Origin of the sequence: Saccharopolyspora erythraea (assembly GCF_018141105.1) — a bacterium.
GTDB classification, from domain to species: domain Bacteria; phylum Actinomycetota; class Actinomycetes; order Mycobacteriales; family Pseudonocardiaceae; genus Saccharopolyspora_D; species Saccharopolyspora_D erythraea_A.
In genome coordinates this window covers 88363-106635 of record NZ_CP054839.1, presented here as the reverse complement: position 1 = coordinate 106635, position 18273 = coordinate 88363, and the positions used below count along the sequence as shown (strand labels likewise).

General features: G+C 70.9%; 20 protein-coding genes. 12 read left to right on the top strand and 8 right to left on the bottom strand.

Annotation, left to right across the window (positions count from 1 at the left end; all coding sequences use genetic code 11):
• The first annotated feature begins 144 nt into the window (after positions 1-144).
• From HUO13_RS00435 to HUO13_RS00420, 4 genes are read left to right on the top strand one after another with little or no spacing between them, the layout of a single operon-like run.
• Complete coding sequence (locus HUO13_RS00435; RefSeq protein ID WP_211899552.1) at positions 145-465, top strand: YbaB/EbfC family nucleoid-associated protein; 321 nt, start codon at positions 145-147, stop codon at positions 463-465.
• Positions 462-776 carry a hypothetical protein gene (locus HUO13_RS00430; RefSeq protein ID WP_211899551.1) on the top strand — a complete coding sequence of 105 codons (315 nt, stop codon included), beginning with the start codon at positions 462-464 and terminating at the stop codon, positions 774-776. The genes HUO13_RS00435 and HUO13_RS00430 overlap by 4 nt, the downstream gene beginning before the upstream one ends.
• A gap of 14 nt (positions 777-790) precedes the next feature.
• Entirely contained in the window at positions 791-1153 is a 363-nt protein-coding gene (locus tag HUO13_RS00425; RefSeq protein ID WP_211899550.1) for a hypothetical protein, read from the top strand.
• Between the two features lie 11 nt (positions 1154-1164).
• The gene (locus HUO13_RS00420; protein ID WP_211899549.1) at positions 1165-1833 is read left to right on the top strand and encodes a hypothetical protein; all 669 of its coding nucleotides are present in this window, start codon (positions 1165-1167) and stop codon (positions 1831-1833) included.
• Between the two features lie 222 nt (positions 1834-2055).
• Here the strand turns inward: HUO13_RS00420 and HUO13_RS00415 are convergent, their stop codons facing one another.
• Positions 2056-3690, bottom strand: a complete 1635-nt coding sequence (locus HUO13_RS00415) for a TM0106 family RecB-like putative nuclease (RefSeq protein ID WP_211899548.1) — start codon at positions 3688-3690, stop codon at positions 2056-2058.
• A 238-nt stretch (positions 3691-3928) separates the two neighbouring features.
• Between HUO13_RS00415 and HUO13_RS00410 the strand changes: the two genes are divergently transcribed.
• The 5 genes from HUO13_RS00410 (at position 3929) to HUO13_RS00385 (ending at position 8960) form a co-directional block, all read left to right on the top strand.
• Complete coding sequence (locus HUO13_RS00410) at positions 3929-4501, top strand: DUF6474 family protein (protein WP_249124363.1); 573 nt, start codon at positions 3929-3931, stop codon at positions 4499-4501.
• 49 nt (positions 4502-4550) lie between these two features.
• Entirely contained in the window at positions 4551-5339 is a 789-nt protein-coding gene (locus HUO13_RS00405; RefSeq protein WP_249124362.1) for an ArsR/SmtB family transcription factor, read from the top strand.
• A 306-nt stretch (positions 5340-5645) separates the two neighbouring features.
• Complete coding sequence (locus HUO13_RS37205) at positions 5646-7787, top strand: MFS transporter (protein ID WP_249124361.1); 2142 nt, start codon at positions 5646-5648, stop codon at positions 7785-7787.
• Between the two features lie 78 nt (positions 7788-7865).
• Complete coding sequence (locus HUO13_RS00390; protein ID WP_249124360.1) at positions 7866-8432, top strand: VanZ family protein; 567 nt, start codon at positions 7866-7868, stop codon at positions 8430-8432.
• Between the two features lie 159 nt (positions 8433-8591).
• On the top strand, positions 8592-8960 hold the full coding sequence (locus tag HUO13_RS00385; RefSeq protein ID WP_211899546.1) for a hypothetical protein: 369 nt from the start codon (positions 8592-8594) through the stop codon (positions 8958-8960).
• 49 nt (positions 8961-9009) lie between these two features.
• On the opposite strand, the gene HUO13_RS00380 is transcribed toward HUO13_RS00385, so the two are convergent.
• The 5 genes from HUO13_RS00380 to HUO13_RS00360 are packed head-to-tail and all read right to left on the bottom strand — an operon-like array spanning position 9010 to position 14217.
• Positions 9010-10005 carry a glycine betaine ABC transporter substrate-binding protein gene (locus tag HUO13_RS00380; RefSeq protein ID WP_249124359.1) on the bottom strand — a complete coding sequence of 332 codons (996 nt, stop codon included), beginning with the start codon at positions 10003-10005 and terminating at the stop codon, positions 9010-9012.
• Positions 10002-10769 (bottom strand): ABC transporter permease, encoded by a 768-nt coding sequence (locus HUO13_RS00375; RefSeq protein ID WP_211899545.1) that lies wholly within the window; start codon positions 10767-10769, stop codon positions 10002-10004. Before HUO13_RS00375 ends, HUO13_RS00380 begins: the two co-directional genes overlap by 4 nt.
• Positions 10766-11920 carry an ABC transporter ATP-binding protein gene (locus tag HUO13_RS00370; RefSeq protein WP_211902555.1) on the bottom strand — a complete coding sequence of 385 codons (1155 nt, stop codon included), beginning with the start codon at positions 11918-11920 and terminating at the stop codon, positions 10766-10768. The genes HUO13_RS00375 and HUO13_RS00370 overlap by 4 nt, the downstream gene beginning before the upstream one ends.
• A 13-nt stretch (positions 11921-11933) precedes the next feature.
• Positions 11934-12581, bottom strand: coding sequence for an ABC transporter permease (locus HUO13_RS00365; RefSeq protein WP_211899544.1), 648 nt, complete (start codon positions 12579-12581; stop codon positions 11934-11936).
• Positions 12582-12585: 4 nt separating this feature from the next.
• Positions 12586-14217, bottom strand: a complete 1632-nt coding sequence (locus tag HUO13_RS00360) for a BCCT family transporter (protein WP_211899543.1) — start codon at positions 14215-14217, stop codon at positions 12586-12588.
• 429 nt (positions 14218-14646) lie between these two features.
• On the opposite strand from HUO13_RS00360, the gene HUO13_RS00355 reads away from it, so the two are divergent.
• From HUO13_RS00355 to HUO13_RS00345, 3 genes are all read left to right on the top strand, one after another.
• Complete coding sequence (locus HUO13_RS00355) at positions 14647-15105, top strand: hypothetical protein (protein ID WP_211899542.1); 459 nt, start codon at positions 14647-14649, stop codon at positions 15103-15105.
• Positions 15106-15205: 100 nt separating this feature from the next.
• The gene (locus HUO13_RS00350) at positions 15206-15949 is read left to right on the top strand and encodes a YcnI family copper-binding membrane protein (protein WP_211899541.1); all 744 of its coding nucleotides are present in this window, start codon (positions 15206-15208) and stop codon (positions 15947-15949) included.
• On the top strand, positions 15946-16476 hold the full coding sequence (locus HUO13_RS00345) for a copper resistance CopC family protein (protein ID WP_211899540.1): 531 nt from the start codon (positions 15946-15948) through the stop codon (positions 16474-16476). The genes HUO13_RS00350 and HUO13_RS00345 overlap by 4 nt, the downstream gene beginning before the upstream one ends.
• A 426-nt stretch (positions 16477-16902) precedes the next feature.
• Here the strand turns inward: HUO13_RS00345 and HUO13_RS00340 are convergent, their stop codons facing one another.
• Entirely contained in the window at positions 16903-17196 is a 294-nt protein-coding gene (locus HUO13_RS00340; protein WP_231849891.1) for a hypothetical protein, read from the bottom strand.
• Between the two features lie 160 nt (positions 17197-17356).
• On the bottom strand, positions 17357-18247 hold the full coding sequence (locus tag HUO13_RS00335; RefSeq protein WP_211899539.1) for a phosphotransferase enzyme family protein: 891 nt from the start codon (positions 18245-18247) through the stop codon (positions 17357-17359).
• Positions 18248-18273: the final 26 nt, after the last annotated feature.

The window sequence follows — 18273 nt, the reverse complement described above, 5'->3', positions numbered from 1 at the left end:
GCGCGCCGCTCCCGGCAACGGTGAACGCGGCAGGCGCACCTCGTGACCGACCGCCCGACCGCGGTCGCACCACACATTCCGCTTTTCGACCGCGGTACCTCCTGCGCGGAAAGCGGCCGCGACTTTCGCCCGAGGGAGCCAGGGATGGACAACAGCCGATACGACCCCGACCGGCGCCGGGAGCAACTCCAGCGGTGGCAGCGCAAGGCCGCGGAACTGGAGTACTACGCCGAGCGCCTCGCCGAGGAGCGCTTCACCGGCACCTCCGACAGCGGTCTGGTCACCGCCGAGGTCGACGGCAACGGGCGGCTGCTGGGCATCTCGGTCTCCGCGGAGGCGCTGGAGCAGGCGCACCCCCAGAACATCGGCCCGGACACCGTCGAGGCCATCGCGCAGGCGCGTGCGACGGCCGCCGTGACGGCGATGTCGTGGACGGAGTCGGTCCTCGGGGAGGTCTCGGCATGAGCGACCGGATGCGCAGGCTGGTCATGCTCGTCGACGAGATGGAGGAGAGCATCGTGCGGGCCCGGCAGGCCGCGGAGACCGCCGCCGAGCACAGCTACTCCATGGAGATCGACGACGACCTCGGCACCGTCGTCGTCGACTCGTCCGGACGCCTGGTGAGCATCGAGCTCGACCAGGAGAACCTCCGCTACACCAACGCCGGAGCGCTCGGCCCCCGGCTGCTGGAGGCCGTGCTGGCCGCCGAGCAGGGCGCGGAGCGGGCGAGCAGGCAGATCTTGGATTCCGCGGGCCGGACGACCCGGCCCAGCTGACGAGAGGGGAACGCATGCCTGGCCAGGTGGAAGGAACGGGCTACTCGGTAGTCCCGGACTCCCTGCGCGGGACCACGACGGCGTGGGAGGGCTCGCGGGACAGGTGGCTGCAGCTCGCCTCCCGGATGGACGGCGAGTTCTACATGCCCGACAACGCCATGGGGCTGCTCGGCCGGGAGCAGAACTTCCCGCAGAGCTACAACGAGGCGCGGTCCACGATCGCCCGGAAGCTGGCGGAGGGCGCCGAAGTCCTCGCCACCACCAGCACCGACCTCGACCGGGTCGCCACCGAGTACGAGGAGAAGGACTACGAGTACTACAAGAAGTTCGGCTACCTCAACGACGAGATGGACGACCGCGTCAGCGGTTCGTTCTGAAAGGCGGTCCCATGGCACGCAAGAAGCCGGAGTGGCCGGAGGAGAACGCGAGCACGGTCAGCAAGTACGCGAACCGCTTCGACCATGAAGGCGCGCTCGGGACGCTCGACATGATCCGCGACGAGCTGTTCGGTGACTCCGAGACGATGGAGGCACTGGCCAGGCAGTGGGGCTCGGACAACACGATGACCGACTCCGGCCTGGAGATCCAGCGGTCGTCCAACGAGCTCGCCGGCTACTGGCAGGGCGGCGGCTACGACGCCTACACTAAGCACGAGTTCGCGGTCCGCGGCCTGTTCGGCAACAACGAGACGCAGATGAACGGCATCTCCGACGTGATGCTGGACTGCGTCGAGCTGATCTACGGCACCTACGCCGACGCGCTGCGGTTCATCTCGTCCTGCGCGCACGACCTGGTGTCGTTCAGCCTCGCCGACCTGATCCCGGGCGCGGGCACCGTCGTGAAGATCATCCAGGTGCTCAACGACTTCGTGAAGAACGTCTCCGACCTGGTGGCCGCCGCCATCGAGAAGATGGGGACGCTGATGGTGAAGAAGGGCAAGCTGACCACCTTCGCCAACGACTTCTCGGGGCTGGGTACCGACTCCGGCGGACCGCTGGCCCCGCCCGGCGCCGCGGGCAACCCGGACGCCTGGAACGTCAAGCCGATCGAGGCATAGGTTCCGTTTCACACGGCGGAGCCGCTTGCGGTGTGGGACTCGGCTGGACCACCCGTGGGCTCTCAGCCGTCTTCTCGCGAGGACAGCTTCGACGCCGCGTATCGGTCACATCAGTCGGAGATCGCGGAGCGAGAAGGCGGCTGAGGTTCCGCCAAGCGCCCAACTACACAAGCCACCTCTGGAACACGTCCTAGCTGGGCCGGGTCGCGCCCGTCGTGCCGTTCACAGATCTTCGGCGAACGGCACGGCGAGCGCGGCCTCGGAGCTCATCCAGCGGCGGATGGTCCAGGTCGCGCGCACGTCGTCCTCGTTGTAGCGCAGGATGCGGTCGCGCTGCGCCGCCACCGGCGGGGCGCCGTCGAGGCCGACCGCGTCGCGGTACCAGCGCATCGAGTTCTCGCCGCTGGCCTCGGGGTCGCGCCAGGCGAACCCGGCGCTGGGCGCGATGACCTTCAGCCCCTTGCCGTTGGGGCACAGGAACTGGTCGCGGACCGTGGCGAACAGGTCCACCCACTCGTCGGACTCGATGAACGCCCGGACCTCCGACACCGGCGGCACGCCAGGCTTGCCCGCGAACCGCTCGGCCGATGCCAGCATCCAGCGGTTCTCCGCCAGCTCGTTGTAGCAGTAGGCGCGGAAGGTCAGCCCCCGCTCCAGGGCGCGTTCGCGCACCGACGAGAACCACGACCAGAACTCGGCGAACGAGCGGGCCTCGTCGTCGGAGGGCAGCGGGTCCCAGGTGGCGAAGGCGCGGTAGCCCGGCTCCTCGCCGACATCGGCACCGGAGAGCCAGCAGCCCCACATGTAGGCGCCGGAGTCGGCGTAGCTCTCCATGTCCACGTCGACCTCGACCTCGGCGCGCGGCACGCTGAGCCTCCGGACCCGGCGCACCAGCGGCAGCTCGCGCAGCCACGCCTTGGCCAGCAGCACCACGTCGCCGGTGCGGGCGACGGTCAGCGGCAGCGCCTCGGCCGCCGAGGGCGACAACCGCGCCAGATCGTCCACGGTGGAGACGCCGATGGCGCGCAGGCTGACCGCGTCCTCGCCGCGGACCACCAGGCTCACGTCGCGGTCGGCGCGAAGCTGCCGCTCGCAGGTCGGCCACCACGGGCAGCCCTTGCACTCGGTGATCCGCGACGGCCGCGCCAGCGGCTCGGCGCCGGTCGCGGCCGCGGAGGCGACCGCGAGCCGGTCGGCGAAGCGCGCGTCGTACTCGGCCAGCGCGGTGCGCCCGCCCGGCCAGTTCGGCACCCGCAGGTCGTGCCACACGACGAGGTCGGCGTCGACGCCGATCACGCCGCCGGTCGCGCTCGCCGAACCCATGCCGGTTGCCTCCAGCATGCGCACCGCGTGGGCCAGCCGGAGCTGGTCGCGGGAGTGCGAACGCACCTTGAAGCGCTCGTCGGTCCGCGCCGACGCGGGGTTCGGGTCGGTCAGCGGGGAGGTGCGGGCGCCGCTGCCCGGGTCGGTGATCTTGTGGCGCACCACCAGCACCGGCAGGTAGCCGTCGCGGCCGCGCACCAGCAGGTCGACCGCGCCGCGCCTGCCGTTGGCGCGGTCCAGCGGCAGCTGCGCGCCGGAGATGTAGCGGACGCCCTCGTTCATGGCCGCCACCGTCAGCCGCTCCCGTTCGGCGGCGTCGAGGTCGCGGGGAACCTCGGTCCAGGCGTCGCCGAGCATCCTGCCGAGCCGTTCGGCCACGAACCGGCGGTGCTCGGTGGCGTCGGTGATGCGCTGCTCGATACCCGGATCCGGCGGTGCCTTCTCCACCTCGCGCATCGCCGGGTCGGATTCGAGGTGCACGCGTCGACGACAACGCGTCACCACGCCGGCGTCGAGCAGCACCCTGTCATCCACGGTTGAAGCGTATGTCCTCCTACTGACAGCCGCGCCCATCACCCCGGTGACACGACGGGGCGCCCCGCTACGCAGCGTGGCCGCTCCCGGCGCGTTGCTGTCGTGCCCGGCGGCGGGCGGACTTAGAGTGACCGCACCGCCGCCAGGACCAGGAGGGACACCGCCGATGCGCAGGTCCGCGAAGAAGCGCGCGAGGTCGCCGAGGCTCGGCTGCCCCCGCACCGCCGGGTGCTCGCGCATGGCACTGTGGAGGGCCGATCCGGCAGACCGGGCCGGCAGGCGCGCGACGAGGTCGCAGAAGCAGCAGACCAAGGCGCTGAAGCGGCAGATCAAGGCGGAGGAGAAGCAGCTGAAGCTCCAGGAGCGCGGCGAGAGCGGCCGGATCACGGCCGGCACCGCGAAGAAGGTCATCGCGGTGGCCAAGGTCGTCGTGCCGGTGCTCGCGCCGCTCGCCCTGCGGGCGTCGGCGGCCGTGCGTACCTACTACGACCAGATGCGTGCCCGGCGCCTGGGCGTTCCCGTCGACGACCTGGGCCGCTTCACCGGCAAGGGCGCCTCCCTGCACGCTCGGATCGCGGGCGACCGCGACGTGCTGCGGGACATGCGCACCCAGACGGTCGGGCGCAGCGAGGACGAGGTCTTCGCCGTCGACCAGTACGCGGAGGAGACCGACGGCAGGCTCGGGCAGCTCGCGAGCGCCGTCCGGGCCGCGGAGCGGATGCCCGCCCAGCGCCGACGCGCCGCGCACCGGGCGATCGACGGTGAGCTCAAGCGGCTGGAGGGCCACCTCCTGCGGCGGCTCGGGGTTTGACGCCACGTTTCGCCGCCAGGCGAAACGCGCGGTTCCTACGCTGGTCGGCGTGGGTGAGCGCAGAGGCGGTCCAGGTCTGGGCGCGGGTGGTGAGGCGGACTTCACCACCCCGGCGGAGCTGATCGGCAACCCGGCGCGCTCGGCGATGCTGCTGGCGCTGCTGGACGGCCGCGCGCTGCCGATGTCGATGCTGGCCTCCGAGGCCGGGGTGGCGCCGTCCACGGCCAGCGCGCACCTGTCCAGGCTGGTGTCGGGCGGGCTGCTGCGGGTGCGCGGACAGGGCCGCCACCGCTACTACGAACTCGCCTCGCCCGAGGTGGTCGCGGCGCTTGAGGCGCTGGCCCGGCTGGCGCCACCGAGGCCGGTGCGGTCGCTGCGCGCGGGCACCCGGGCGCACGCGCTGCGGCTGGCGCGGACCTGCTACGACCACGTCGCGGGTCACCTGGGCGTCGCGCTGATGCGGGCGCTGCTGGAAGAGGGCGCGGTCGTCGGCGGGGACGGCAGGCACGACCCGCGGGTGGCGCGCCTGGACCGGCTGTCGGCACCGGGGCACGACCTCGAATACCGCCTGACCGACGCCGGGTGGGCGCTGTTCTCCCGGCTGGGCGTGGTCGTGCCGAGCGGAAGGCGCAGGCTGACCGCCCACTGCGTGGACTGGACCGAGCAGCGCCACCACCTGGCCGGCGCGGCGGGCAGCGCGCTTCTGACCAGGTTCGAGGAGCTCGACTGGGTCAGGCGCGGCGCCAAGGGCGCGCCACGCGCGCTCGGCGTCACCGAGTCCGGTCGCCTCGGGTTCGCCGAGCACTTCGGCATCGACACCGAGGCGCTCGCCGCCTGACCGCCGACGGGTGGCCACTTCCAGGTTCTGCTTCAAAAGCGGCGGAGCCGCTTGCGGTGTGGGACTCAGCCTGACCACCCGCGGGTTCTCAGCCGTCTTCTCGCGAGGACAGCTTCGACGCCGCGTATCGGACATACATCAGTCGGAGATCCCGGAGCGAGAAGGCGGCTGAGGTTCCGCCAAGCGCCCAACTACACAAGCCACCTCTGAAGCATGTCCTGACCCCGACGTTTCGTCCGCAGGCGGAAACCCTGGTCCATAGCTTGCGGGGTAGCAGCAAGCACGTCGGGAGGACCGGGCCGGAGCATGACGCCGAACGCCGGGATCACCGCACCGCCACGTCGCAGGCTGCTGCTGGGGGTGATGTGCGTTGGCATGTTCCTGGTGCAACTGGACGTCACTGTGGTCAACGTTGCGCTGCCGCGCATCGGCGCCGAGCTCGCGCCGGATCTTTCCGCCCAGCAATGGGTCGTCGACGCGTACGCGGTGGTACTGGCCGGCCTGCTGCCGGCAGGCGGTGCGGTCGGCGACCGCTGCGGCCACCGGCGGGTGGTGCTCGCCGGGCTCTGCGTCTTCGGTGCCGCCTCGCTGGCCTGCGGTATGGCCCCGGACATCGCGGTGCTGGTCGGCGGCCGGGCCGTCCAGGGGCTGGGCGCGGCGATGCTGCTGCCCAGCACGCTGGCCGTGATCACCAGGGCATTCCCGGACCGAGCCGAGCAGGCCCGCGCGGTCGGCGTGTGGGCAGGCACCTCCGCCCTGGCCCTGCCCGCCGGGCCGCTGATCGGCGGCGCGCTGGTCTCCACCCTGGGCTGGCGTTCCGTCTTCCTGATCAACCTCCCGGTCATCGCGGTGGCCCTGCCGCTGGCGTACGGAGTGGTCGCGGAGTCCGCCGACCGCGGTGTACGCGCGCTCGACGTGCCGGGAGCCGCGCTGGCCACCGCCGGCCTGGCCGCCCCGGTGTACGCGGTGATCGAGGCGGGCGCGGCAGGGATGACCGCCTCGGTGTGGGGTGCGCTGGCGGTCACCGCGCTCGCGGTGACCGGTTTCCTGCTGCGGGAAAGCCGCGCTCCGCAACCCCTGCTGCCGCTGCGGCTGCTGCGTTCCCGCCGGTTCGCCGGAGCCAACCTGGTGGCCGCCGCGATGAACCTGGTGGGCATCGGCACCGTGTTCGTCACGACGCTCTACCTCCAGGGCGTGCAGCACCGGGACCCCGCCACCGCCGGAGCGATGCTCCTGCCGCTGTTCGTGCCGCTGGCCGCGCTCGCGCCGGTCACCGGACGCCTCACGGGCCGCTTCGGCCCGCGTCCGCCGATGACCGCCGGGCTCGTCATCGGCGCCGCAGGTGCCGCGTCCCTGGCCGGCATCGCCCCCGGCAGCGGCTACGCCCGGCTGCTGCCCGCGCTGCTCGGTCTCGGCACCGGCATGGGTCTGCTCACCGCGGCCGTGGTCGCCGCCGCGGTCCGGGCGGTGCCCGCCGACCGCGCCGGGCTGGCCGCCGGCGGACCGCCGTCGCCGAGACGCATGACCGCCGATCAGGCGGTTCCCCCGGCGCTTGGGCCGGGCCTCGACTGCAATGGCGGCAAGGCCGCCGATCGCGACCCGGCGGGGCAAATCCATCGGAAAGGCGGGAGAATGACCGTTCCGGAGCTCGACCACAATGCCACCGGGTACAGCTCGCGGCAGGCTTACTGGCTGGCCCGCGCGGCGGAGCTGACCTACCAGGACGAAGCGGAAATGCGGTCGGAAACCGGGAAGTGGGGCTTCGACCGCTTCCACTACTTCTACACGCAGCACCACGGGCTGCCGATCGAGGACACCCAGGGCTTCGTCGCGGCCAGCGACAACATGATCGTCGTGGCCTTCCGGGGCACCGAGCCGTCCAACATCAAGGACTGGCTGACCGACGCCAGCGGCCCGGCCGCGCCCGGCCCTGGTGCCAAGGGTTTCGTGCACCTGGGCTTCCACCAGGCGCTGATGTCGGTGTTCCCGGAGATCAAGGACAGGATCGCCGAGTTCAGCAGCAACGGCCAGACGCTGTGGATCACCGGGCACAGCCTCGGCGGCGCGCTGGCCATGCTGGCCGCCGCCCAGCTGCACTTCGAGGACCCGAGGCTGCTGCCCGACGGCGTCTACACCTTCGGCCAGCCGCGCACCTGCGACCGGCTGCTGGCCAACGCCTACGACAGCGCGCTGAAGTCGCGGACCTTCCGCTTCGTCAACAACAACGACATCGTGCCGCAGGTGCCGCCGGAGCCGGTCTACCACCACGTCAGCACGCTCCGGTACTTCGACTCGACCGGCAGGCTCCGGGAGCGGACCAGCCTTCTCGGCGGTCTCACCGACAAGGCCAAGGGGCTGACCGCCGACGTGTTCGCCCCGGGAACGGACGGACTGCGCGACCACTTCGTGGCGAAGTACGTCGAACTGCTGGAGAAGAACGCGAACTGACCCGCGCCGGATGCGGGTGGCCCGCGACGGACACCCGCATCCGGTGAACCAGTCGGCGCGATCGCGCGTCGCAGTCGTGTGGCAGGGGTCTGGCAGAGCTGGGGGCACGTCGTCGTCGCGGCGCTGCTCGCCGTTCCGGTGGCGGCCTTGGTCGTCGTGGCCCTGGCGCGCCTGCGAGCGCCGAACGCCGCGGACCGTCCCGCCGCGTGGCGGCGGTCCCTGGCGGAGGTCCTGGCGGTCGCCGGTACCGCGCCCTGGCTCTGGATGGTGCTGACGCCGAAGACCGGCGACCGGGCGGTTTCGCTCGTGCCGCTGCGAGACCTCCTGGAACTGCTCGGGGCGCGGCCCGTGACCATCGCCGTGCAGCTCACCGGAAACCTGCTGGTGCTCGCCGCGTTCGGCGCCGCCCTGCCGGTGCGCTTCGCCGCGATGACCGGACTCGCGCGGGTCGCGGTCGCCGCCGCGAGCGCCTCGGCCTCGATCGAGCTCGCCCAGTACGCTCTGCACCTCGGCCGGGTCACCTCGGTGGACGACGTGCTGGTCAACACCGCCGGCGCGGTCCTCGGCGCCCTGCTCAGCCGGCGCTGGTGGGAATCCCCCCAGGTAATCCGGGAGACCGGTGGCACGCACCGCATGCTCCGGTAGCCCGCAAAGGAGCTTTCGGTGCGGCGCGTGCCGGATGTTGGGCACGCCGAGTGGCGTGAATTCGCCCGAAGATCGCTCAATCGTGCAATTGCCGCAGGTAAACGTGGTGGACGAACCTGGTCCAGCACCGTTGGGACCGCGGCGGACTGGGATCAGGTGATGGACGTGGCGGCAGGGAACGCGGAACTCGATCCGCATCTGGAGGCGGTGCGGGCGAGTGTGCGGGCGGGCTTCCGCTTCCGCCACCTGCCCGACGCCGACGACGTCCACGCCCTGCAGGGTTTCCGGGTCCTCTCCGGCGCGATGGACGTCTACCTCGCCCGCGCCGCCGACGACGCGCTCGCCGCCCGCTACCGGCTCGAGGACCTCCAGAGCCCGAGCCCGGCGGCGCTGTGGCACCGGCAGGGCACGGTCGCCGAGGTGGTGACCGCGCTGCTGGAACTCCCCGAGCACGGCACGCCGAAGGCTCCGAAGCTGGCCCACGCCCGCCCGGAAGGGTTGTGGGTACCGCACCGCGCGAACCCCTGACCTGCGAAGCGGCGAGGGGTGTCCGCGCGGACGCCCCTCGCCGTCGCGGCTACGGCGAGGGGCGTCCGGGCACGGTCACGAAGCCCTTCTCCACCATCCAGTCGCGGGCGACGTCGGCCGGGTCGCGGCCGTCGACGTCGACCTGCTCGTTGAGCCTGAGCAGCTCGGCGTTCGTCAGCTTCGCCGAAACCGGCGCCATCACGTCGGTGATCTGCGGGTACTGCCGCAGCGTGTCGGCGCGCAGCGTGACCCCGAGGTTGTAGCGGGGGAAGAACAGCCGGTCGTCCTCCAGCACCTTCAGGTCCAGCGCCTGGATGCGGCCGTCGGTGGTGAACACCTCGCCGAACGTGCAGGTACCGCTGGCGGTGGCCTGGTAGATGCTGCCCGTGGCCAGGGTCTTCACCTTCGCCGGATCGCTCTTGAAGCCGTAGCGCTGCTCCACGCCGGGCAGGCCGTCGTTGCGGTTGGCGAACTCCGTCTCCACGCAGAAGGTCGCGTCCTGCGGGTTCTCGGCCACGACGCGTTGGAGGTCGGACAGCTTGGTGACACCCAGCCGCCGCGCCGCGTCCTGGTTGACCGCGAAGGCGTAGGTGTTGTCCACGTCGAAGGTCACGGCGGTCCAGTCGATCCCGTTGCGCTCCAGGTCGAGCTTGCGCACCGCCTCGTACTGCCTGCGGGCGTCGGGGATCGGGTCGGTGTTGCCGTTGTAGCTGATCCAGGACGAGCCGGTGTACTCCCACAGCACGTCGATCTGGCCGCTGGCCAGCGCGTTGCGCGCACTGGCCGAGCCGGTGATGTTGTTCAGGTCGCGGACGTTGGCGCCGGCCGCCGCGAGCGCGAACTGGGCGATGTAGCCCAGCACGATCTGCTCGGTGAAGTCCTTGGACCCCACCGTGATCCGCGCGCCCTCCAGCTCCGGGACCGGGCGGATCGAGCCGGGCGCGACCGGCAGCGGCACCGCGGCACCGGAGCTCAGCCCGCAGCCGCCGACCAGCATCCCGGCCAGGCCGGCCGACATCAGCTTGAGCGCGGTTCGACGGTTCAACGCAGCCCCCTCGGCGACAGGTACTCCTCGGCGAGCGCGGCGAGCCAGTCGACCAGCAGCGCGAGGGCCATCGCGAGCACCGAGCCGACGCACATCACCGTCCAGTTGTTCAGCTTGTAGCCGGTGTCGATCAGCTCACCGAGACCGCCGGCGCCGACGAACAGCGCCAGCGTCGCGGTGCCGACGGCCAGCACCAGCGCGGTGCGCAGCCCGGCCAGGATGTAGGGCACCGACAGCGGCAGCTCGATGCGCAGCAGCACCTTCAGACCCGACATGCCGATGCCGCGGCCGGCGTCGACCAGCGAGGGGTCCACCTGCTGCAGCCCGACCATCGTGTTGCGCAGCACCGGCAGCAGCGCGTAGACGGCGATCGGCAGCACCGCGATCCAGAACCCCGTCGCTCCCCTGGTGGCCAGGAAGAACAGCACGAGCAGACCGACCGACGGGGCGGCCTGGCCGACGTTGGCGATGCCGATGACCACCGGCGACACCCGCCGCGCCCACGACCTGCTGAGCAGCACGCCCAGCGGGACCGCGACCACGACGACGATCACCGCGACCGCGAGGCTGAGCGTGAAGTGCTGCCAGGTCAGGCTGACGATGGTGGCGGCGTTGATGCTGCGCGCGGTCACCTCGTCGAGGTCCTGGCTGAACGCCCAGCCCAGCACCGAGCCGACGATGGCCAGCACCGCGACCGGCTGGAGCAGCAGCCGCAGCCGTTCGGCTCCCCTGGAGCCCGAGTCGGAGGCGTACTGGCTGCTCATGACTCGGTTTCCAGGTCGTCGGCGTGCTCCTCGCGCAGCGCCTTGATGGTGTTCATGACGGTGTCGATGTCGACGACGCCGACGTACTCGCCGCGCGAACCGGTCACCACGGCGACGCCGTCGTCGTCGGTGAGGATCGCCTCCAGCGCGTCCTGCAGCGTCGAGGCGGGCGAGACGCTGTCCTCCACCGGGCGCCCGGCGCGGTCCAGCGACGAGACGGCGCCCGCCTCGCGCGCGGTCGCCCAGCGCAGCGGGCGCTTGCGCTTGTCGAGCACCAGGCCGATCGCGCCGCGGCGGGTGCCCAGGCGCTCGCGCAGCGCCGACGGCGGCTCGTCGGCCTGCGCGGTCGGCACCTGGCCGAGCTCGATCTCGCGCACCCGGCGCAGCGTGAGCTGCTTGAGCGCGGCGCCCGCGCCGACGAACCCGGCCACCGTGTCGTCGGCCGGGTTGGCCAGGATCGCCTCGGGCGTGTCGTACTGGAGGATCTTGGAGCGGTCGCCGAGCACCGCGATGCGGTCGCCGAGCTTGACCGCCTCGTCGAAGTCGTGCGTGACGAACACGATCGTTTTGCCCAGGTCTGCCTGCAGGCGCATGAGTTCGTCCTGCAGCACACCGCGGGTGATCGGGTCCACCGCGCCGAACGGCTCGTCCATCAGCAGCACCGGCGGGTTGGCCGCGAGCGCCCTTGCCACGCCGACCCGCTGCTGCTGACCGCCGGAGAGCTGGCGCGGGTAGCGGTTGCGGTACTCGGACGGGTCCAGGCCGACGAGGTCGAGCATCTCCTCGACGCGTTCGACGATGCGCGACTTGTCCCAGCCGACCAGGTTCGGCACCATGCCGACGTTCTCGCCGACGGTCATGTGCGGGAACAGCCCGGCGTGCTGGATGGAGTAGCCGATCTCGCGGCGCAGCTTGTCCGGGTCGAGGCCGAGCACGTCCTGCCCGCCGATCGTGATCCGCCCGGAGGTCGGCTCGATGAGCCGGTTGATCATGCGCATGGTGGTCGTCTTGCCGCTGCCGGACGGTCCGACCAGCACCACCGTCTCCCCCGCGGGGATGGTCATGGTGACCGATTCGACCGCGGGCAGCTTCTGACCGTGGTAGCGCTTGGAGACATCCTCCAGGCAGATCTCCACCCCGTGCCCGGGCATCTCGATGTCGTTGTCAGCCACGAATACCTCTCGATGTGGTCAGGCGCCCGATTAGCACGAAGATCGCGTCCAGCAGCAGCGCGAGGACGATCACGCCGAGGGTCCCCGCCAGCGCCATGTTCACCGCGTTGGCACCGCCGAGCTGGGAGAGACCGCTGAAGATCAGGTTCCCGAGCCCGGGGCCCTTGGCGTAGGCGGCGATGGCCGCGATGCCCATCAGCATCTGGGTGCTGACCCGCATGCCCGCGAGGATCGCCGGCCAGGCCAGCCGAAGCTCGACCCTGGTGAGCACCCCGAACCGGCTCATGCCGATGCCGCGGGCGGCGTCCAGGATCGGCTGGTCGACTGTAGACAGCCCGACGATGGTGTTGCGCACGATCGGCAGCAGCGCGTACAGGACCAGCGTCACCACCGACGGCGCCACGCCCAGCCCGAGGAACGGCAGCAGCAGGCCGAACAGCGCGAACGACGGGATCGTCAGGACCGCGCTGGACAGCGCGGTGGCGATCGCCGCCCCGGCGGGGCTGCGGTAGACCGCAACCCCGACCAGGACGCCGACGATCGTCGCCAGCACGATGCACTGCACCACCATGCTGGCGTGCTGGTAGGAGTCCACCAGCAGCTGTTGCCACCTTGAGGCGACGTAGTCCAGGAAACCCACAGGACTAGTCGCTTCCGCTCGCGGACTTCGCCTTGGAGTCCGCGTCGTCCCCGTCCTCGTCGCCGTTCTCGGTCGGCTCGGCGGGTGCGACCTCCAGCTGGAAGTCGCCGTCGTGCTCCTCGGTACCGATGATGACGGCCTGCTCCAGGACCTCGGCACCCTTCTCCTCGCGGAGGGTGATCCGGTCGCTGCGCAGGTCCCGCATCAGCGCGACGCACATCAGCACCATGATGATCGCGAAGGGCAGCGCACCGATGAAGGTCAGGTTCTGGATGCCCTTCAGCGCGGTCTCCTGCCCACCGCCGATCACCAGCATGATCGCGGCGACGGCACCGGTGGCCGCACCCCAGAAGATCACGACCCACTTGCTCGGCTCGATCGAACCGCGCTGGGACAGCGTGCCCATGACCACCGAGGCGGCGTCGGCGCCGGAGACGAAGAAGATCGCCACCAGGACCATGACGAGCACCGAGGTGACCAGCGTCAGCGGCATGTGCGCCAGCACGTCGAAGGTCTGCGCCTCCGCCGAGCCGTCGCCGTACACCGGCTGGCCGGCCTGCTGGGTGTTGATGGCCGCGCCACCGAAGATGGCGAACCACACCAGGCTGACCACGCTGGGGACCAGCAGCACGCCGCCGATGAACTGGCGGATGGTGCGGCCCCGGCTGATGCGGGCGATGAACATGCCGACGAAGGGCGTCCAGGAGATCCACCACGCCCAGTAGAAGACGGTCCAGCTCGACAGCCAGTCGAGCATGTCCGCACCGCCGGTCGCACCGGCGCGGGAGGCCATCTCACCGAAGTCGCTGAGGTAGGAGCCCAGCGTGGTGGGCAGCAGGTTCAGGATGAACACGGTCGGGCCGACCACGAACACGAAGACCGCCAGCAGCGCGGCGAGCACCATGTTGATGTTGGACAGCCACTGGATGCCCTTGGCCACACCCGAGACCGCCGAGGCGATGAAGCACACGGTCAGGACCGCGATGATGACCACCAGGATGGTGGTGCCGGTGTCGCCGATCCAGTTCGCGGCCTGCATGCCGCTCTTGATCTGCAGGGTTCCGATACCAAGCGAGGCGGCGGAGCCGAACAGCGTGGCGAACAGCGCGAGGATGTCGATCAGCCTGCCGATCGGCCCCTCGGCGTTGCGCTTGCCGATCAGCGGCAGGAACACCGCGCTGATCAGCTGCTTGCGCCCGCGGCGGAAGCTGCTGTAGGCGATCGCCAGACCCGCGACGGCGTAGATCGCCCACGGGTGCAGGGTCCAGTGGAACAACGACGTGGCCATCGCGGTCTTGACCGCCTCGTCGGTCCCGCCCGGGACGCTGCCCGGCGGCGGTTCGACGAAGTGCGACAGCGGCTCGCTGACGCCGTAGAACATCAGACCGATGCCCATACCGGCGCTGAACATCATCGCGATCCAGGAGACCGTCCTGAACTCCGGCTTCTCGCCGTCCTGCCCCAGCGGGATCCGTCCGTACCGGCTGAAGGCCAGGAACAGGGCGAACACGACGAAACCGGTCGCGGCCAGGACGAAGCCCCAGCCGAGGTTGGACATCATCCAGTCGAAGGCCGCCTGCGCGCTGGTGCTCAGCGAGTCGGTGCCGAGCACACCCCAGGAGACCAGACCGAACATGATCGCGGCGGTGACGCCGAAGACCACCCAGTCGGTGCGCGGGTGGTCGGCGAAATTCGGCTGACCTGGTAGTTCCGTCGAGTGGGGGCCCGGGGGCGGGCCACCGCTTCCTTGCTGCGTATCGGTCGACACAGGTATCGGCGCCGACTGCTCGACGCCCCCTCCTCTCCGTCGTCAGTTACGGCGGCCAGGAACCTCGCACCCGTCTCCCACTGCTCGTACGGGATCGATCCTGACCACCGTCTGCAACCCATAGACCGTGACCCAAACGGGGGACCAAGGCAAGCTCACCTGCGGTCGGCGTGGCCGAACCGACACCTAGACTTGACCGCTGTGACGGTCCAGTTGACACCGGCGAAGGGCGCATTTCGCGTCCTCCGCGGTGCCGGTCTGGCCATCACTTCGGCGTCACTTTCCGTAGCAGCGCACATGTCATCTGGCGGCTCGTTGCCCGATCCGGGCACGACCGCTTTGATCACCGTGTTGCTGTCCGGAGCCGGTGTGGCACTCGCCGGTCGCAGGCGGGGGTTGCCGAGCATTGTAGGGGCCCTGGGCGTCGCCCAACTGGCACTTCACGTATTTCTCCAGCTAGCGGGCTCTCACCAGGGCACTCCGGGGCACCTCGCCGCACCGTTCGACCCGCTGGGGATGTCGGCGGGACACGCGCTGGCGGCGCTGCTGACGGCCGTGCTGCTGGCCCGCGCGGAGCATGCACTCTTCGTAGTCGCGCGTGTCCTCGGCCTGTTCCTGCCCCCCAGCCAGCCACGACTACTCACGGTCACTAAATCGGGCACCGTTCGCATGCCCGCGCGCCCGGTTCGCATCCCGCCGCACCAGGCGCACCTGCGGCGGCATCCGCTGCGCGGGCCGCCCGCGCACTCCTGGTGATCAGGTGGCGTTAGAGCCACCCGATCGTTGTCGATTCGTCACTTCACCCGCACGCGCGAAAGCGTGCGGCCATCCGCATGACCAGGAGTTTCGTCCCCTTATGTCCTCCAAGTCCGTAAAAAGAGTTCTATCCCGTTCGGCGGCCTCGGCCGCGGTGGTCGGGATCGTCGCGCTCGCCTCGGCGGGCACCGCCTCCGCGCACGTCTCGGTCAACCCGGACGGCGAGGCCGCCAAGGGCGGCCACGCCAAGGTCGCCTTCCGGGTGCCCAACGAGCGAGACGGCTCGGGCACGGTGAAGATCCGGGTGACGCTGCCGCTGGACCACCCGCTCAGCTCGGTCCGCACCAAACCGATGCCGGGCTGGACCGCGCAGGTGGAGAAGGTCACCCTCCCGCAGCCGGTCGAGGTGGCCGGCGCGTCGGTGGCCGATGCGGTGTCGGCCATCACCTGGACCGCGCAGCCGGGCACCCGGATCGCCCCGGACCAGTTCGACGAGTTCGAGGCGACGCTCGGCACGCTGCCCACCGACACCGACCAGCTCCTGCTGCCCACCGAGCAGACCTACGACAACGGCGAGGTCGTCCGGTGGGACGCCCCCACGCCGCCCGGCGGTGAGGAACCCGAGCACCCGGCGCCGACGCTGGAGCTCGTCGAGGACTCCGAAGGCGGTCACGGCCAGCACGGCCAGCCCGGCACGGGAGAGCAGGCCGAGCCCGCGCACGCCGCCCAGTCCGCCGCCGACGACACCGCCCGCTACCTGGGCGGGGCGGGCCTGGGCGTCGGAGCCCTCGCGCTGGGAATCGGCATCGGCGCCCTCGCGCGGGGCAGGAAGGCCAGGTCATGAGGCGGCTCATCGCGGTCGCGGCGCTGTCGCTCACCGCTCTGCTCGGCGGCGCAGGCACCGCCCTCGCCCACAACGTGCTGATCGGCAGCGACCCCACCGAGGGGGCGCAACTGGAGGTCGGCCCGCAGCAGGTGCGGCTGACCTTCGACCAGCCGGTCCGGGCCGGGGAGGGCTACAACACCGTCAACGTCGTCGGACCGGACGGGACGTACTGGACCGACGGCGCGGTGCAGGTCGACGGCACGTCGGTCACCGCACCGGTGCGGCAGCTCGGCCCGGCGGGCACCTACACCATCGGCTACCGGATCCTGTCCGCCGACGGGCATCCGGTGCCGGGCAAGGTCACCTTCACGCTGACCAAGCCTGGTGGCGGCACGCCGGCCCAGCCGCCCCAGGCCCAGCAGGAGCAGCAGTCCGCCGATTCCGGCGGCATGCCGGTCTGGCCGTGGGTCCTCGGTGCGGTCGTGCTGGTCGGCGTCGGCCTGACGCTCGCGCTGCGGATGGGCAGGCCCACCGGCAAGAGCTGAGCCGCGCGGGTGGTGGGGCGCCTATGCCCCACCACCCGCCGCGGGGAGGACCTACCCCGCCACTCGTCGCGCGGAGGCAAATCGTGGCTGGAAACCGGTGGACCGGCGGAATACGCTGTTGATCATGATCGAGCGCGTGTCCCGGGGCCGGCTGTCGCGTTGCCGGCCTGGGAGATCCGCGCCGCTGACCTGATCGCCTGCCGACGGCTGCCCGGCACGGCGACCCGCACCCCGGTCACACGATGGTCGACGGGTCAGGAGCGCTGGTCGGGCTGCACGGACTGCGCGCCGGCAACCCCGGATACATCGCGACCGCCCGGGCCCGGTCGGCCGACCAAGATCGCTGACGTTCGGCGCGGGCGAAGTCCTGTGCGGTTCACCAGGAATTATTCCGCGATGCGAAAAATCGCGACTGTCGCTGAACGGTCACTCACGTTCGGTGAGTTGCTCCAAAGGTGGCCGCTTGGTTGACTCCATCCGGCGCAACGCGGCCTTGCCGCGGCGCTCCAGCTCGCGCCTGCTGATCCAGCCCGCCGCGTAGTGCCGGTACGCCTGGCCGAGCATGACCATCTCCGCCAGGTGGTCGGCACTGCGCTGCCTGGCCTCCGGCGAGAGCTGCGGGAGCAGCGCGACCTGAGCGTTCACCACGTCGTCCAGCACCTGCGCCGAGCGCAGCGCCCGCTTGCCGCGCCACCTCGGGACCAGCTTCGCCCGCCTCATGTTCGCGATCTCCATCGACAGCCCGTCCGGTCGCCTGACAGCTCTAGCCACTTCTGGTTTACATGCAAAAAGGTGAATCTGTCTCCCAGAATCACTAAACGACATGAGCGTGTCGAACAAGTTCGCCCGAACGTACGAAAGTGCGAGGCGCTGTCATCCACTAGTTGTAGGGCGCCCACTGCGCAGTGACGTCACCGGCCCGCATCGTGCGGAGCCTGCGGCGCAGCTCGCCGCGGATGCCGGGATTGCTGCGCAGGATCGGCAGCACGCTGACGGTGATCTTCAGTTCGCGCAGGTCGCGCAGCACCTGGAAGCCCTCCCACGCCAGCAGGTCGAAGCCGTAGGCGCGCGCCAGCTCCTCGTAGCGCTCCGGCGGATGTCCCAGGCGCAGGCGTCCCACGGCCATCGGGGTCAGGTCCCACTCCGGCGGGCCTACGCACAGCGAGTCCAGGTCGCACAGCACCGGACCGCCAGGTGTGACGATCAGATTCCCGAGGTGGGCGTCGCCGTGGATCACGCCGCGCGGCAGCGGGAAGCGCAGGGCGTCGAGCCGCTGCTCGACGTCGTCGCACCGCTGCTCCAGGAAGTACCGGTCGTCGGAGTCGAGGTCCTCGGCGTCGAAGAGCCTGCGCCGGACGTCCTCCATCGGCCGCCACTCCGGCAGCGTCGTCGGTGGCGGCAGCGAGTGCACCTTGCGCAGCAGCCGGCCCAGGTGCGCGCCGGTCGGCCGCGCACCGGTGTCGGGAACCGAACGCCACAACGTCGCCAGATGCCCGCCGACGCGGACCGGCTGCCGGATGCCCGGCAGCAGCCGCACCGCCGGCACCTCGTGCTCGGCGAGCCACCGCGCGGCCTCGACAACGTTGACAGCACGATATGAAAAAGAAGGCGCGAGGACGATGCGCACGATCACCTGCTCTCGTTCGAGCAGGAAAACCCCGTTGTTGACGAACCGGAGCAGCCGCGCGTCACGCGAGTCGAGCCCGACCGCGGCGCATATCTCGGCCAGCGCCAGCGCCAGCTTGGGCCGGGTGTACCGGCCGTCCTCCATGGAGCGTGTCTGGAAACTCATCATCA